Source organism: Deinococcus betulae, from assembly GCF_020166395.1.
GTDB lineage: Bacteria > Deinococcota > Deinococci > Deinococcales > Deinococcaceae > Deinococcus > Deinococcus betulae.
In genome coordinates this window covers 1-15,589 of record NZ_JAIQXU010000048.1, presented here as the reverse complement: position 1 = coordinate 15,589, position 15,589 = coordinate 1, and the positions used below count along the sequence as shown (strand labels likewise).

Sequence of the window (15,589 nt, the reverse complement as noted above, 5' to 3'; positions counted from 1 at the left end):
CCCGAAGTACAGCTAGGCGGAAGCGCGCCGCCGTCTTGCTGGGTGGCCCAACTAGAGTGGCCCGGCCTTGATCGGTGAGGCGAGCCTGTGGGCGGCGCGGGGCGGGGTCGCGTGGGCTGTCGATGGTCCGCCACCACTGCCACCAAGGACGTGCGGCCCGGGCGGCGGCCAGCGCGGTCGCCCTGGCCCGCGCTTCAGTTCTGACCGCGTGTCTGGCCTCGGCCTCTGTTTCGCCGGGCCGGGGTGCACAGCGCCGGGTGATCAAGCCATGGGCCTCCAGTTCCATAAGCCCAATCGAAATGGACGAAGGTGGAAACCGTAGTCCGTCCTGGCCCCGGCAAAGGACGTCCCCAAGACCACCAGAGAGGAACGGCCACCAGTCATGGGGACGCTGTTGCATGGCCCACAGGACGGTTTCACCTTTGGTCGTAATGGGGCGAGGAGGAACAGACGGCCTCATGGTCCACCAATGACAAGTCTCGACATGGTGGTCACGGTGCCTGCACTGGGGGTGATTGGCAATGGCCGCGGGTTCTAACGCTTCATCTGCAGCGAGGCGGGCTCAGGTCTGGCGGAGACGAGCGAGACGCCGCTTCGCCTGAAGCGGCGGCGGTGCCGGCCCGAGCGTCTTGCCAGGACCGGAGACGGTGGCGCGCAGCGGCCACATACTGTGCCCACTCGTCGTCTGACAGTTGACTGAGGTGTGGGAGGGGCGTCATGCCACGAGCCCCCTGCCGGCGCAAGAGCTGCACCGGTCTGGCGTGACCCACCAGCACCCGTCCGGGCAGGGCCAAGTGTCGGTGCAGCCACAGCCGGAACAGCGGGGCGAGCCTGTATACCGAGCGTAGGCCTGCTGGGCGATGGTCTCGTCGCACAGGACCGCTGGGCCGTACAGGGTGCCGTGGCGGTCGGGGCAGGACTCGATCAGACCTTCCTCAATCAAAGTGGTGAGCGCTGGAGTGACCTGGGCAGAGGTGGCGTCGGGCAGGAGGACCAGCAGCTCGTGTTCAGGGAGGGGCCCGTGCTGCCAGAGAGCGAGGAGGACAGGCCCGAGCAATGGAGTGGACATATGGAACCTCCGGAGAGCGAGAGGGCAAAGAATACGCCAAAGGCGGAAAACATGCGACCTCTTTTGTCTGGAGCATGTCACCCGCCTCTGGTGTCAGGCTGGAGGCCGAGCGTTGGTGCCTCAGCGCTCACGCTCCGAGTGTTCCTCCAGTGGCAGGTCACACGAGGTTCGGATGAGCTGAGCAGCCTGCTGAGCTTGAATCGTCGTGGCCGCGTAAAGAAGTGGCACGAGGCTGAGGGGGTGCGCGAACGCGGCAGCGAGGCCGGCGGCGTGCAGGCTGTGCTCGTCCAGCTGCCGCCCAGCGTTGACCCAGCCGGTCAAGGTCACAGCCGCATCGCCTAAGGCGGCCAGGGCCGGCAAGGCGGGCGCGAGTTCACGGCCGTAGTCGGCCTGCTGCGCGCGTCGGAGGCTGACCACCACGAGGTCGGTGTCCAGGCGCGCCCGGTCCCCAACGACGATGCGGCGGCCAATCTGCCCTTGCGTTTCAAATACCGGGCCTCGGTCGTCCTCAGGCTCGCTGGCGGCGTCGACCGCTTGGTCGAGGAGGTCGTCGATCTCAGTGAGGGTGAGGGCGCCGGAGAGGAGGCGCGGGGTGATGCTCACGCCCTGGTCGGTGAAGTGCACGGTCTCGAGGATCAGCATGGCGGGTTGCCTAGGGTCTGTGGGGTGGGGCGGTTGAAGGTTCGCTCGGAGGGAGCGCGATTAGTGCGGGGTGTGATGGCGTCAGAGGTGGGGTGCGTCATAGGGAGGCCTCCTGGGTGTGTCGTGGTCCAGCGGGCGGGGATCGGCTGAACTGAGCACGTGTGGGCTCGCCGGAGGCGGGCCAGACCTGCGCTGCAGCGAGCCGCTGGCCTCAAGTGATCAAGTGAGAACCGGTTTGACCTTCAGTGACGAGGGGCTGCTCAACGACAAAGGTTCTGGGTCATCGGGCGTCATGGGAGAGACGTGCAGCCGTCGCGAGTAGGCCCTACACCCGTGAAGGCGCAGCGGCCCTGTGGCTTGACAACACTGACGGGTCGCTGCCTAGACTCTGGGGCAGCGGGGTTGACTTCCCTCGTGCCGCTGGCCAGGGGCAAAGGCTGTGCCGCGAAGCGTGGTGTCTCCCCGCTCCTCTCCGATCGCCGGTTCATGTCCGCAGCGGATTCGGCCAGCCAGCACCTGAATCCTGCCCTGCGGCAAAGACCCTCACATGCGCATTCCGGTCACCACGGTCGATCTTCAGGGACCGCTCACCCGCTGTGCCTGTGGCCTGGCCAAAGGGGCCCAGCGGGTGGTCACCACATTCGCCTGAAAACACCCGTTGAGCGAATGCTCAGTAGATGCTCCCCGCTCTGTTAGTGCGCGGTCACGGCCAAGCTGTTCGGGTACAAGCCGCTCAGGAGATGCGTTGAGCAGCGCATCTCCAAGTGCTACACCGTGGGCGCCGGTGCGGTGGGCATGCGACGCACCTTCCACAACGCTGAAAAGAAAAGCGGGATGAAGCAGGCCACTGCCACTGCTGCACAGAGGAGGAGGGCCGTTCGCAGGCCCACGCCCGTCGCGAGCGCTCCCCCAAACACCGCTCCCAGCGCGTGGGTACTCTCAATCAGGAAGCGGTTGCTCGCCGAGATACGCGCCCGCAAATGTTCAGGCGTCACCAGCTGCCGCAAGCTCAGCTGCTGGACATTCGAGACCGTCAACGTCAGGCTGCTGACCACGCGAGCGAACATCAACACGCCAAGAATCACCGCCAAAGGCCCCGAGGCCAGCGGCACCAGCACCAGACTCAGGGGCCACACCAGGAAGCCGAGGATGATCGTGCGGCCCACGGGTAGGCGCTGCGCGACGCCCTTCGTGTGGAGCGCCCCCAGGACACCCGCCAAGCCACCTACCGTGACGACCGCGCCAATCCAGCCGGGCGACAGGTGCAGCGCTTGAGTCAGGTACAGCACGTACTGTCCTTCAAACGCGCCTGTGAAGAAAATAATGCCTGTCCCACAGCGTGCCCAGAGGCCCAGGAGGGGATGCCCCAGCAGCGCTGTGAGTCCAGCCCGAACGTCCTGCACGACCCTGAACGGTTGAGGGGGGCGAGGAGGTGGATTCTCCGCCTGAATCCGAGTGAGAAAGAGCGCGGACACGAGATAGGTGAGCGCATCGAAGACCAGCGCAAAGGGCGCGGTCAAGGCCTGAATCAGCAGACCAGCCAGGCCTGGTCCAGCGGCACTGGCGGCGGAATAGCTCACCTGTAAGCGGCTGTTGCCGTCCAGCAGCTGCGACTCGGGGAGGATGGCTGGGACGTAAGCGTAGTGGGCAATCTCAAAGAGCATGGTGCAGGTGCCCAGGAGGAAGGCCACCACATAGAGTTGCGGCAGGGTGAGGACATCGGTGACCGCGGCCACGGGGAGGGAGAGCAAGAGCAGGGCGCGGAGCAGATCCATCCAGATCATGAGGTGGCGCTTCTGGGCCAGGCGGTCAATCCAGGCGCCCGCGACGAAGCTAAACAGGAGGGACGGCAGGCTTTTAGCCGCGAGCAGATAGCCCATCTGGAGCGGGGTCGCTTGAAGGGTGAGCACCGCCAGGAGAGGGAGGGCCAGGGCCGTCAGGTGCGAGCCCACGAGGGAGACACTGAGGGCGGACCAGACCTGTCTGAAATTCGGATTGCTCCAGGCGCGGTCAGCGGGGTCGTTCTTCTGGGGGATGGTCATTTGGGCTCCTCTCCGGGCTGCACGACAAGCCGTCCTGCGGCGCTGGGCAGAGGCGGAGAGGGCAGCGTGGTGACGCTTCATCCTCATGGATGTGGCAGAGGAATGGATGGGCGAGAGTGCTTAGCGGTGGCGGAGTCGCTTCCGCTGAATGGCCAAGAACTTGCCCTCAGTGTTGCGCTGAATGGAGCCTGGTAAAGCGGCAGGAGCGGTGGAAGCGGACGCAGGATGACTCTTCCGCGAACTTCATCCCAGACGAGGATTTTTTCTGAACGGGTGTTTTCGGGTGAATGTGGTTACTCCCCGCCCAGCTGCCCCTGGCCACCGCCCAGACCTGGTTGGCCCAGGCCCTGGGGTACCGCGTCCACGACCTCCAGCAAGAGGTGCAGCCCACCCTGGACTGGACGGGCCTGCCGGTGCACGTCCCGCCCGCCTTGCCGGTCACCGACTTGGCGACGGGCGAGCTGGTGCCCCCGGACCGCTGGCTGCCGGCGGTGGCGGACCTGCTGCGCCCGACCTTGCCAGCCGGCTGGCTCTAGGGGCAGGTGGCCTGGGGCCTGGTCCAGCGCACGACCGTCCCACTGGACCAGGCGCAGCGGTTCGCGCAGGCCGCCCACCTGGAGAACTTGGCTGTGGCCGCGCTGGACCGCCAGTTGCGGCCGCCGCCGTCTCCCCTTCCCGCACCGGGTCCCGTGTACTGTTCTATTGGGACGAGCTGCACAGCGGCATGAACCAGGACCGTCACCATCCCCTGAGCGGGTGGGCGGTGGCCCTGGGCGCACCGGCCCGGCGCTACCAACTGGGGGCGGGTGAGCAGGTGTTCACCTGGGCGCGCCTCCGGTGGGTACTAGCCCAGGTGCCGGGCCGCGTCACACCCAGCGACGCGGAGTTGCGGCGGCTGATGGCGAGCGCCTGGGGGCGGTTCGGTCAGGATGAGATCTGGTCGGCCCTGCCCTGGTCGGGTGTCTGGCGAGCGGCGCCCTTACGGTCGGAAACGGGCGAGGCCCTGGGCTGGGTGCTGTGGGCCCCTTCGGTGCGCGGGGTGTGGCCTGGGGTCTTCCCGACCGCCGAGGCCGCCCGGACGGCGCTGCTGGCAGGTGCTCGCGTGGCCGTGTCCGAGGTTGATGAGCGCATCACGGCAGCGGGCACCCTGGTGATGGAGCTAGGCACGTATGGGCAGCAGCGGGTGCCGCTGTTGTGGTGGGATGGTCAGCAGCTGCGGGGGCCCGCGTTCGTGCAGGACGGCCTGACCTTGCTCTCGGCGCTGGATGACCGCTGGCGAGGACTGCCGTGGGGTCTGGTGATTGCCCCGGCCACCACGGGTGCAGAAGCCACCGGAAGCCCAGGAGGCCTTGAACCAGTATCAGCAGCCTAAGGAGGCGCTGCTGATGCAAGCGCGTCAGGCTTGGTCAGGGACGGCCGCCATCGCTCAGCATGCGGCGGCGCTCGCGCAGGGCCGCTGGCCGGACCCGGACCCCTGGGCCTCGGATGAGCGGACGATTCCCAACATCGACCTCGCCCAGCTCTTAGGCGTCTGGATGCACGAGCGCGTCTTCTGCGAGATGACCTGGGGCTCGGAGGGCCACACGAAGCTCGGTCGTCGGCAGCCACCGGGGCAAAGCATACATCTGGGCGAGTGGTCCACGAGGGTCAAACGTGACACTCAAATGAGATCCCAGATCCCGCCACAGCCACCGCGCGGACTGCATCAGATACTGTCCTGCGGCTTCTTGACCTGGCAGAACAAACGCTTTCTCGACTTGCAGCAGTCGCAATGCGCCGTCTGGAGGGACGACACGCACTGCCGCATTCAGCCAACGAAGGGCCAGGGGCATGGCGGACACCCGCAACACGCTGTGACGAGCCAGTTCCGTCATCCCAACACCGGCAAGAATGGTGCCCAGGTCATCGGTGACGACCAAATAATGCCGCCAGGGATATCCCATCAACCGTTCAGCCTGCCACTGACTTAACTCAAGCGCCGTCGTCTCGGGCGCTAATGCAAAGGCGGCATTGAACGCCTTTAGCCCGGCCGCCACTTCTGGCCAGTCGTCGGGGGTCACGGAGCGCACTCGGAGCCCTGCTCGCGCGGGTACTGGCCGAGTTCTGACCGGGACAGGCGCGACCACGACGCGGCCCAGCACCTCAGGTTGCCAGGTGCGGGCCGTACGGAGCGACCCTTCATTGCCCTGTTGAATGAGGGCGTAGACCACGCTGGTGTCACCCAGCCGCTCCTGTGCCACTTGAAAACGCCAGGCGGCCAGGGTCCTGGCGACGCCCCGGTGGCGATGGGCTGGATGGACGGCGAGGGCTGAAAGATACGCCGACGGGAGGAGCTGATCGTGCACCCGAAGCGTGCTGAACGACACCGTCCCCGTGCCGCTGAGTTGCGCCTGTTCGTTCACGGCGACAGCGGTGTGTGCATCATGATGCAGGGCTGGTAATGCCGCGGAAGGGGGACACTGAAACTCCCGGGCGAACTGCACCAGGCCAGTGTCTGGGCTGGTGCGGAGCAGTTGGGTATAGGCCTCATCATCGGCAGCGACGAAAGGGCGGATGTGATCCATAGGTGCATCGTACGGCCTGTGGAGGAGTGACTCAGCGGAAGCAGGCGAAGACATAGATTTGGTTGTCACCATGTTGCTGTGACCTTCTCCGGCACAAGGCATGACCCCTCAAGAAGCCTCTTGGATTGTGCAATTTACGCACTCAGCATTCGGGTTTACGCACCGCTTACGGTTACCTCGGCACACTTGGTGCAGCTCATCAGAGCTTCCGTGTTTACCGCTCTGCGCTGTCGCCCTATGCCTTGGGGGACGTCATTTCTGTGCGCCGATTTTGGCCACTGCGACTGGAGGAGACGATCTATGTATCACCTTGGTGAACGCACGTCCGTGCCAACCGGCACCCGTATTGAGATCATCAACACGCACCATCGACCGAAAAACCCTCAGCTGGTCCTTAGCGATCCCGAACCGTTTCAGACCAATAACTGGGATACGGTGTTTGCCGCAAGTTACAGCCAAATGAATGAGTCGATTCGGCAGGGTTCATCTGCCTACCCTGAAAATTATCCGACGCAGTGGGCCGCCACGATCTCGCCATCAAGGGTCAGCGCTGGGTACTCTGGCGCAGGAAGCTTTGAGCCCTGGACACTTTATCCTGTCAAAGGTGAGAGTGGAACGACTCTGACGATGGCCTGGCACATCCCGCTTTGTTCCATTCAATACGTTGATGGAACCGTTGACTACAAAAATCTAATCGCTTACGTCAAGCTCTCCTTACAGGCGCTCGCCTCTTCTGCAAAGGCGCAAGCGGACCAAGGTGACACCTATCACTATATGGTCGACGCTACGGCAACACCGACTACACCCCTCCTCACTATTTCCAGTGTCCTCTCTGGAGACGAGGAGGCTATCGACCCCGATGATGCTAAAGCTATCGGCAACCTCCTCGTGGCGTGGGCCAACGATAAGAATAATCTTCAGCAATTTAAACATGTCTTCGCTACGGTCACGTTAGACACTCAAAAATCTGACAGCGCTTTTCAATGGTTGGTCCCCTCTGCTTCAGCCTATGCTTATGCCAGTACGGACCAATTCGATACTTCCTCTTTCGCTGTACTCGGAATGGTCAATCAACGACCCATTCCGCCAAATGCCGTACCTCAAGTCAATGCCGGTTCAATTCCTACAGGTCAACAAGCCTGCTACAGCCTGTCGCAGGAGATGCTGATGACCCAAATGCTTCTGCCCAGCCTCCATCTCCAATTTTCTGAGGCCAACGCATCCACCTTTATCTACAACAATGATCAATTGACGCTGACGCCGAACACTACGCTCAAGATAGGAACTACTAAAGTCGGCGCCATCAATTACGACATGATCATGCAACAGTTCACGGTCAAGATTAATGCAACCCAACTGGAAGTCTACGCCTTCGTGCATGTTCCCATTTCACCAGGCATTGACGCGTATATCGAAAGTACCTCTTACTATCATCTCAAACTGATCGAGAACGCTAAAGGTGAGCAAGCCATTACCTATGTTCAGGCCCAAGACCCATTTCAAAAGTCTTGGTCTGTCGTGGCTGACTGGGTCACGGTGGCTGAAGAGGTCGCTGGCATTATCTTGTCCGTTGCGGGCGCTGCAATCGGCGCTGCGACTGGGGCGGCGGAAGCGACCATTCAGCGCCTGATCGTAGGTCTTATGGTCGGTGGTGTAGTGACTGCAGTCGTTGATGTCATTGCTCAGACGCCTGTATGGATTGCCGGCGATGTTCCAGCCACTGTGCCTCCTATCACCAGTCTCTTTCTCAACGCGACCAATGCCTACACTTGGTCTCCCACAGATCAAGATCAAAGCGGACAGCACACGGGCCAAATCTTTCAACTGACGGACGTCTCGCTGAATGGCGCTTTTCAGATGTCTGGCGTGATGGTCCCCGCACCCACGTCATAACCCATTGCAGCCGACAGCACGACCTGCACTTGGGCTGAAGGTCGTGCTGTTCTTCATATTCAGGAAGGTCATCAGCACATCGTGAACCTCTGTCAATGACCACGCCTGACCCCGTGCCTGAGCATGTTCAATTTGACTGGGTCGAAGGTGGATCTGGGTGGCAGCGCGAAGTTCTCGCAAAAGCGGTGGGGCTTCAATAATCAGCTTCAACCCCTGTGCATCTACCAGGGTCTCCCAGGTCGTCCAGACACTGACGGCCACGTCAGCACTCCCTCGCAAGCTCAGGAGGCCAGCCAGCCCATTCAAACTGTGGACCGCCACGAGCGGCACGTGCAAGCGCTGCGACTCTCGTAAACAGGTCAGCAGCGACTCCTGGGCCTTGTCCAGATCCCCAGCCGACAATGCCCATTCGCCCAGATGACGAAGCACATTGACCCGGTCCAAGTGATTGTGCGTGCGCTCCGCCTCTTGAAGCGCCTCGAGATACCATTGATGAGCCGTCGCACCCTCTCCACCCCGACTTGCCACCACGCCCAAGTACATCTTGACGGCGGTCAAGTCTGCACCCGCCTGCTCAAAGAGCGTCAAGCTCCTTGAACACGCCAACTGGGCCAGAGGCAGGTCTCCGCGTCTGAGGGCGCAGGCACCCAGATTCAATTCCGCCTCTGCTTCCCAGGCCGGCAGTCTAAGGTGACGGCTGAGATCTCGGCAGGCTGTGAGCCAGAGTCGAGCTTCGAGGACCTCACGCTGCCGCAAGAGCAGGGCGCCCAGTACCCACAAAGCGCGCACCCGGACTTCGCCGGTGACTGCCTCAGAGTCCAGTGCAGTGCGAACCCACCGCACCGGACTCTGGCTTGGGCGGTAAAGGAACCAGTAGTAGAACAGGGCGGTTCCCAATCGAAGTGTGATTTCTGCCTCCTGTGCCTGCCCTGCCCACTGGAAGACGGCTCGCAGATTGGAGGCCTCTTGATCCAATCGAGGAAGAAGGGTCTGTCCTTGGGAGTGCAGTGTCCTGAACCAAGGTTCGACCAAGGCCACGTAGTACTCGGCATGACGCCGCTTGTGGGCCGTTTCTACCACAGGGTCAAGCTGTAATTGAACACTGGCATACTGCCGCCCCAGCGGATGCTGACGAAACCGGCCTGCCGCGTCCCACCACAAGAGAGAATGATCAACCAACAGTGCCAGCACCGCAGGTGTCGCCCCTGTGACGGCCGACGCCGCTTCCAACGTGAACCCATCTTGAAACACGCTGAGTCCAGTGAGCACCTGGCGCTCGTCATCAGGAAGGCGACTCCAAGACTGCTTAAACACCTCCATCATACTTTGGTGTCTCGCGGGCACATTCTGGTCGGCGGCGGTGAGGGTAGAGGGGTGCTCACGCATCGCTTCCAAGACTTCAGAGAGGGTCAAGGTCCGCATCCATCCTGCTGACAGTTCCAAGGCGAGAGGCGAGCCTGCTGTCAGGGTGACCAGTTCTCTTAACAGAGGAAGCGAAGCTGTCTCCATGCGAAAGCCAGGCTGAAGCCGCTGAACACGACTCACAAAAAATTGGATGGCCTCATTGTCTTGAGCAGCCCTATGTGCCAGTCCAGCGAGAGGCACGACCCATTCTTCTTGAAGGCCCAGGCGAATCCGAGACGTGACCAACACCTTGAGGGCCGGACAGCGTTGGAGGAGCTCAGCCAGTCCAGGAAGAAGATCGGTAAGGTGTTCTGCATTATCAAGCACCAGCAGTGTAGGTATCCGCTGAAAATAAGCGGCCATACGGTCAAGGAGGGGGCGCTCAGTTGACAGTTGGAGGGCGTCGCTCAGCCATGCGGCCGCCCTCGCTGCCGACGAATGGTGCTCCAACGGAAGAAAAAGAACCGGGAGTGTCGCCCGGTGAGCCACTTCAACCGCGAGTTTCGTTTTGCCTATGCCTCCTTCTCCTTGAACCGTGACTAGTTGCACATCGGATCGGCTTAACAGGTCGCACATCGCTTCGACCTGTTCCGTCCGGCCAAAGAAGGGCGTGTGGTGCCGGGGCAAGAGAATCGGGCGAGAGGGTGGCCGAGCGGCTGGCGGCTGAAGCGTCAGCTGTACCCCGTGGGCCTGCAATTCTGCCAGAAGGGGGGGAAGGAGTGAACTGGTCGTGGCGTGAAGCAGGCGGCAGATGTGCTCGAGTTCAGTTGTCGCAAAGAGTGGCGCGCCTGGTAACTGCGTCGCTCGTTCAACCAGAAGACGCGCTTCATCAACCTGCCTGTCCTGCAGGGCGTAATCGGCCCCTTGAAGCAGACTGGCCCGAACACGACGGGCAGTCGTCATTTGTACCGACTGGGCCCATTCAGTGAGGTCAGTCAGGTGTTCGGGAATCCGAACCTGATAGAGAAAACAGCCCCTGTAGAGACGAAGGAGCTCGGCCACCTCATGCCGTCCCAGCGCCGTGCACAGTTCTTGGTAGTCACATGGTCCGTCGAAAGCCAGCGTGTCTGGCGTGGGCTGAGACATGACGCCTGAGGCTTGACGCTGGATATGGCGCAGTGTCATCCGCAGATTCGTTGTGGGATGTGCGGCATCAGGCCAGAACAGGGTCCAGAGCGTAGAACGTCGCTGCGGCCCTTCAACGGCCAGGTACGTGAGGAGCAACAGTGCGAGTGGCCGCGTCAGGAGCCTAGAGGAAAGACTCCAGGTGCCGAGCGTCTGAAGATAAGGCAGACAGGACACCGCTGGTGAGGAGGGGATAGTCACGGTGGCCGCAGTCTGAAGAGAAGATCTTGGCAACTTGTTGAGACGAGCTGACAGGCCAGCAGCAGGGCGGACGTGAAATCAGAGGATTGAAGCCCGACAGCGTTGGCAGTGAAATTCCCTTCAATCAGGTTACAGACTCCGTTCGCCCGTCAGTTGACGAGATGACATGAAGTAGCGTCCAATTTTCGCCACCCCTGGCCCGACATAAACCTAGACTTTCAATCTGTTTACGAGACGTTTACGGCCAGCTTACTGGACCCTAGGCAGACTTGAGGCACGTTCAGGGAAAAGCTGACACATCAGGCAAAACTGCACGTATTCGTCTGGACGCCTCCGTGTCCAAGTCTTGTCGCCCCGTTGACCCAGCAGTGAAGGAGGAGCGAGTGATCTATGTTTGACCTATTACACGTGAGAATGCGCGCCCATACCAGGGACGTGTTCCGGCCGCCAGCAGTGGGAGAGAGGATATGCCCTCTTTAGAAGGCTGGGATACCGCTGCTGTGGCGCCACTGAGTTTTATCAATCTTGGACTCGGACCCAGGAGTGCCGAAGTGCTGAGCACGTTCACTATTCAGGGCGGGAACGCCCATGGTGCACCGAGACCATACACCGCTCAGGGCACCATTGGTCCGCTGGGCATACGCCCTAGCACTCAGGCTAATCTCCTGCTCCTGTACTTTCAAATTGTGGAAGGAGTCTACACCTCTGAAGATGGAGCGACATTAGATCTTTTAAATGTTGGCTTAGAGATGGCGATCTCTCTTGAATTTCTGGCATTGAGTGGCGCGGAGAGCTTGACGATGGATTTATCGCAAGCGGGATTGTTGGGGGATCCGCCGCAACCTGGCAAGGTGACGCCGATGATCATTGAAGGCCCTGTGGATGTCTTGAATGACCTCGGCCTTGATGGACAGCGAGATCTTCAAAACCAGATGGCACAAGTGGTAGCCGACCATGCAGCGCCGCTGAATGCCGTGTTGGCGACCCTGTTGGTGTCAGGCGAACCGTGGTTACAGACAACATCGTCAGCGTATACATCGCTGACTGCAGCAAATTATGCAGGCTACTTAGCTATCCTTGCTATGCTTGATGGCCATACGAAGCCTAACGCCACAACGCTTGAAGCGTCTTTTTTACCCGGTGCTTCAGGAAGTAACAGTACTACGGTCCTCAGTGGGAATACGTTTTTGCAGTATGTGATTATGCCACAGCTGCCCGCTTCATTTCAGGGTCACTTATCAGCTGATAATTTGCAATTTGATAGAAATAATAGCCGAATTACAGTTAGGCATTCTTTCAATCTAAGTGAGGTTAAAGTTGGGTCTATCAATTATACGCCGGTAATTGACGAAATGATAGTTAACAATGGGCATAATGTAGTTTCTATTTCACTAAATGGTCATTGTGATCTTTATATGGGAATTAATATGACATTCTCATATCAAGCTAGCCTTCCTTTATTATTTTCAGAAGCTAAGCAGCAATTGAGTTTCGCATCGGACCCATTTCCGATAGTTCATCATGACGCAGAAATTCCCTGGTGGTGGGCTGCAGGTGGACCGATCGTATATTCCGTAACCGACGCCATTGTCAGCGTCATCTCTAGTGACATCCAAGATGACTTAGTGGGCTTGCTTAATAAGCTCGGACTCTCGGCTATACAAACCAATGTCGGGTGGTCACAAAGCCAAAGCTCACATGCTGTTGGTGTAACTCTCAACACCGATCTGCTAACATTTGCAAATCTGTAGCATCAATAGAGGAGTATAAAATGTTAAAAATCAAGAATATTCTAAAAACTGAATCTGGCACGAGAATCGAATTTTTTAACCCAAATTCGAGACCTAAACGGCATCAGAAGGTGGCGGCTTCACAACCTTTTCTGACGAACAATTGGGATACAGTGTTCTCGGCTACATATGAACAGCTGAACAATTTCATTATCAACAATATGGAAAAAAATCGAGATCAGTATCCTCAAGATTGGCAGGAAGATGTTCTCGCAACTAAAATTACGGCTGCCGTTAAAGCTGAGAGTGGATCATTCGGAGCTTGGCTCCTGGCGTCAGCTGGCGATCTAAGCGGTGATCGCCTTACAATGACTTGGAATGATATCAGCTGCAATCTCACGATTGGTTCTGACGATGCAAAAATGTCTTACCTTATTAAAGGCGCGACTGCCTATGTAGAAGTGTCTCTCCGAGCTGTCGAGGCTGAGCCTAAGCAGGAGAGTGGAAATGGCCAAATGTTTGAGTACAAGGTCAATCCGGTGGCGACCCTCCAGACACCAGCACTCTCAATTATGGATATTGATCTAGGGGACGTGTCAAACATCCCGGCAGATGATATCCCGGACGTTTTAGCTGGCTTGACCAGTGTGCTCGAAAGCTGGGGGAGTAAAAATCTTTCAGCGTTTCAACATGTTTTCAACACATTTACTTTAAATGGTCAAGGTACAGATTCTAGCTTTAACTGGATTCAACCCACCGAAACAGCTTATGCATATCAAAGGGGAAGTGAACCTAATTCATCATTCTTCGCAGTCTTGAGCATGGTTAATAATCGAAGCTCAAGGAATTCATTGCCTAGCTTACAGCCAGGATCTATACCTTTGGGATACGACACTTGCTTCAATATCTCGCCCGATCTAATGTATGCCAATATGATACTGCCAAGCATGACAATTGCTTTCAAAAATGCTAATTCTGATACTTTTAGAGTTGATAACTCGCAAATCACTCTGTCGGCAGGACAAACTTTCAATCTAGATGACGTCTCTGTCGCTGGGAGCTCTTATACCCCAAAAGTGAAAAATTTTCATCTGAAGATTAATGGCGACCAGCTAGAAATTTATACGTACGTTTGTATACATGTCTCTCCTGGAATTGACACATATATAGAGACGACAGCATTCTATAAATACAATTTGATTGAGAAGAACGGTAAGCAGTATATCACTTACTACGAAGCCCAAAGCCCTGTTGAAAACAGTTGGACCGATATTGCCGATTGGGTGGAAATTACTCTTGCACTTATAGACATGATCGTTGCTGTTATTGGCGTTTGGATTGGAGCCGCCAGCGCAACTGCTGCAAATGTATCCAAGACGATAATAATAACTATTGTCGCTGTAGGATTAGTTGAGGCAGTCATGGTGGTGGCTGAGGCAATCCCAGAATGGATGGCTGGTGATGTTCCAGACGAACTGCCCCCTCTGAATGACCTTATCGCCAACACAGCTCTAAAATATACTTGGTCAAATGATGCGGAATTTACCTTGAAGCAGGCCAGTTTGAACGGTACGCTGCAATTGTCTGGTTCTCTAGTGGCGAACTAACGATACAGTAGGTTCTGGCAACTTAACCTCAGCGGAGCTAGGGTGGCCCAGGAGGCGGCTTGAGAATCAAGCCGCCTCCTGCATCTCTTCTCGCTAGCAGGACTTTGTCACTTCGCTGCTGGCTCACGGCGACGCTCCGCAGACCCGTTCCCCACAATAAAGCTCCTGCGAAAGTGAGTCTTTAAGCTGATTTCTCGCAGCCTTCGTTCCCTGCGAGGAGGAATCCGGGTCTACGTGAGCCGACTCTGTTCCGCACCCGCTCAGCGCAGGGTGATGGTGCAGGTCCCGGCTCCACCTCGACGCATCAAGGCCATCAGGGAGGGAAAGCTGTAGTCCGATCCTCGCTGCGCCTGGGCGAGCTGGGTATTCGTCCGCTCCGCCGACCCGCTCAGCAGCACGCCGCTGACCTGCCGCGCGCCCACCGGCCACAGACCGAAGCACCGGTAGACGCGATCTTTGCCATACAGCAGACTCAGCGCAAGGCCCTGATCGGACGGTATAAAAAATAGGTCGCTGCCCGCGCCAGGCGAGGTCAATGCGAAGGTGCGCGAGGTGGACCCGACCAGCAAGAACTCACGCTCGACCTAGAGATCGGCCGTCACCGGCTTGCCTGCTGCGGGACGAGCGGTCAGCTGCCAGACCTGCCCCACCTGCACCTGGGTCGGTATCAGCGGGAGCGTACCGGCACTGCCCGCCTGGGCCCCTCCAGTGATCACGGCGGTGCACAGGGAGATCAGAAGGTGGGAGCGAAGAGTCACCCGTGTACCTTACCCGGGAGCGGCGCCGGGCGCGCACGCATCTGCGGCCAGAATGCTCCGAAGAGTCGCGCTGTCCGGGCTGTTCCGGATGGACGGATAGAGGCGAATGCGCTGGGGAGTCACGCTGCGGGCGGCCGGTTCATCCCAAGAGTACCCAAGCACGACCCTTTTGATGTCTGGGCGCTCTGAGCTTAACGCTCGCGCGTCACGAACAGCAGGGCCCGCCAGACAAACGGCACACGAGACCTCCTGTGAGGTCACGGCACGCTGACAACGGTGCGGTTACACACCGCCGCAATAAGATTGACGCGTAAGGAGAAGCGCCGCCTCCGGTGACGGTAGACGTCCTTCAGCACGCGAAAAATCTTCAGACGCTGAATAACATGCTCAACCCGCAGGCGGGTCGACGCCAGTTCCTGGTTCTGCTAACGCTGTTCAGGCGTTAACGGCGCTTTCTTCGTCCCGTTGTGCGGTGTGATCGAGTGACCGTGATGCCGCCAGACGCCCTGGTAGCCGACATCGCCGATCAGCGCCGTCTTGGGATGAAGATGGAC

12 protein-coding genes are annotated in these 15,589 nt (G+C 59.0%); 5 read left to right on the top strand and 7 right to left on the bottom strand.

Annotated features, from left to right (window positions below; all coding sequences use genetic code 11):
• The 4 genes from K7W42_RS21790 to K7W42_RS21775 form a co-directional block, all read right to left on the bottom strand.
• Nucleotides 1–265 (bottom strand): hypothetical protein (locus tag K7W42_RS21790; RefSeq protein ID WP_224577404.1); only part of this gene is annotated, 265 nt, incomplete at its 3' end.
• 450 nt (nucleotides 266–715) lie between these two features.
• The gene (locus K7W42_RS21785; protein ID WP_224577400.1) at nucleotides 716–1,069 is read right to left on the bottom strand and encodes a helix-turn-helix domain-containing protein; all 354 of its coding nucleotides are present in this window, start codon (nucleotides 1,067–1,069) and stop codon (nucleotides 716–718) included.
• Between the two features lie 120 nt (nucleotides 1,070–1,189).
• A complete protein-coding gene (locus tag K7W42_RS21780; RefSeq protein ID WP_224577398.1) occupies nucleotides 1,190–1,711 on the bottom strand; it encodes a hypothetical protein in 522 nt (173 codons plus the stop codon).
• Nucleotides 1,712–2,478: 767 nt separating this feature from the next.
• Nucleotides 2,479–3,753: an MFS transporter gene (locus K7W42_RS21775; RefSeq protein ID WP_224577396.1), complete on the bottom strand. Its 1,275-nt coding sequence runs from the start codon at nucleotides 3,751–3,753 to the stop codon at nucleotides 2,479–2,481.
• Between the two features lie 287 nt (nucleotides 3,754–4,040).
• Here K7W42_RS21775 and K7W42_RS21770 point away from each other — a divergent pair, with 287 nt between their 5' ends.
• Entirely contained in the window at nucleotides 4,041–4,289 is a 249-nt protein-coding gene (locus K7W42_RS21770) for a hypothetical protein (protein WP_224577394.1), read from the top strand.
• A 188-nt stretch (nucleotides 4,290–4,477) separates the two neighbouring features.
• Nucleotides 4,478–5,125 carry a hypothetical protein gene (locus K7W42_RS21765; RefSeq protein WP_224577391.1) on the top strand — a complete coding sequence of 216 codons (648 nt, stop codon included), beginning with the start codon at nucleotides 4,478–4,480 and terminating at the stop codon, nucleotides 5,123–5,125.
• Nucleotides 5,126–5,276: 151 nt separating this feature from the next.
• Here the strand turns inward: K7W42_RS21765 and K7W42_RS21760 are convergent, their stop codons facing one another.
• On the bottom strand, nucleotides 5,277–6,317 hold the full coding sequence (locus K7W42_RS21760; protein ID WP_224577389.1) for a GNAT family N-acetyltransferase: 1,041 nt from the start codon (nucleotides 6,315–6,317) through the stop codon (nucleotides 5,277–5,279).
• Between the two features lie 300 nt (nucleotides 6,318–6,617).
• Between K7W42_RS21760 and K7W42_RS21755 the strand changes: the two genes are divergently transcribed.
• Nucleotides 6,618–8,210: a TULIP family P47-like protein gene (locus tag K7W42_RS21755; RefSeq protein ID WP_224577387.1), complete on the top strand. Its 1,593-nt coding sequence runs from the start codon at nucleotides 6,618–6,620 to the stop codon at nucleotides 8,208–8,210.
• Here K7W42_RS21755 and K7W42_RS21750 read toward each other — a convergent pair.
• The gene (locus tag K7W42_RS21750; protein ID WP_224577385.1) at nucleotides 8,205–10,739 is read right to left on the bottom strand and encodes an ATP-binding protein; all 2,535 of its coding nucleotides are present in this window, start codon (nucleotides 10,737–10,739) and stop codon (nucleotides 8,205–8,207) included. The two genes, K7W42_RS21755 and K7W42_RS21750, sit on opposite strands and share 6 nt — an antisense overlap.
• Before the next feature lie 668 nt (nucleotides 10,740–11,407).
• Between K7W42_RS21750 and K7W42_RS21745 the strand changes: the two genes are divergently transcribed.
• Both K7W42_RS21745 and K7W42_RS21740 read left to right on the top strand, forming a co-directional pair.
• Nucleotides 11,408–12,691 (top strand): TULIP family P47-like protein, encoded by a 1,284-nt coding sequence (locus K7W42_RS21745; protein WP_224577383.1) that lies wholly within the window; start codon nucleotides 11,408–11,410, stop codon nucleotides 12,689–12,691.
• A 20-nt stretch (nucleotides 12,692–12,711) separates the two neighbouring features.
• The gene (locus K7W42_RS21740) at nucleotides 12,712–14,277 is read left to right on the top strand and encodes a TULIP family P47-like protein (RefSeq protein ID WP_224577381.1); all 1,566 of its coding nucleotides are present in this window, start codon (nucleotides 12,712–12,714) and stop codon (nucleotides 14,275–14,277) included.
• Between the two features lie 260 nt (nucleotides 14,278–14,537).
• Here K7W42_RS21740 and K7W42_RS21735 read toward each other — a convergent pair whose 3' ends face one another.
• Nucleotides 14,538–14,846, bottom strand: coding sequence for a hypothetical protein (locus K7W42_RS21735; RefSeq protein WP_224577379.1), 309 nt, complete (start codon nucleotides 14,844–14,846; stop codon nucleotides 14,538–14,540).
• Nucleotides 14,847–15,589: the final 743 nt, after the last annotated feature.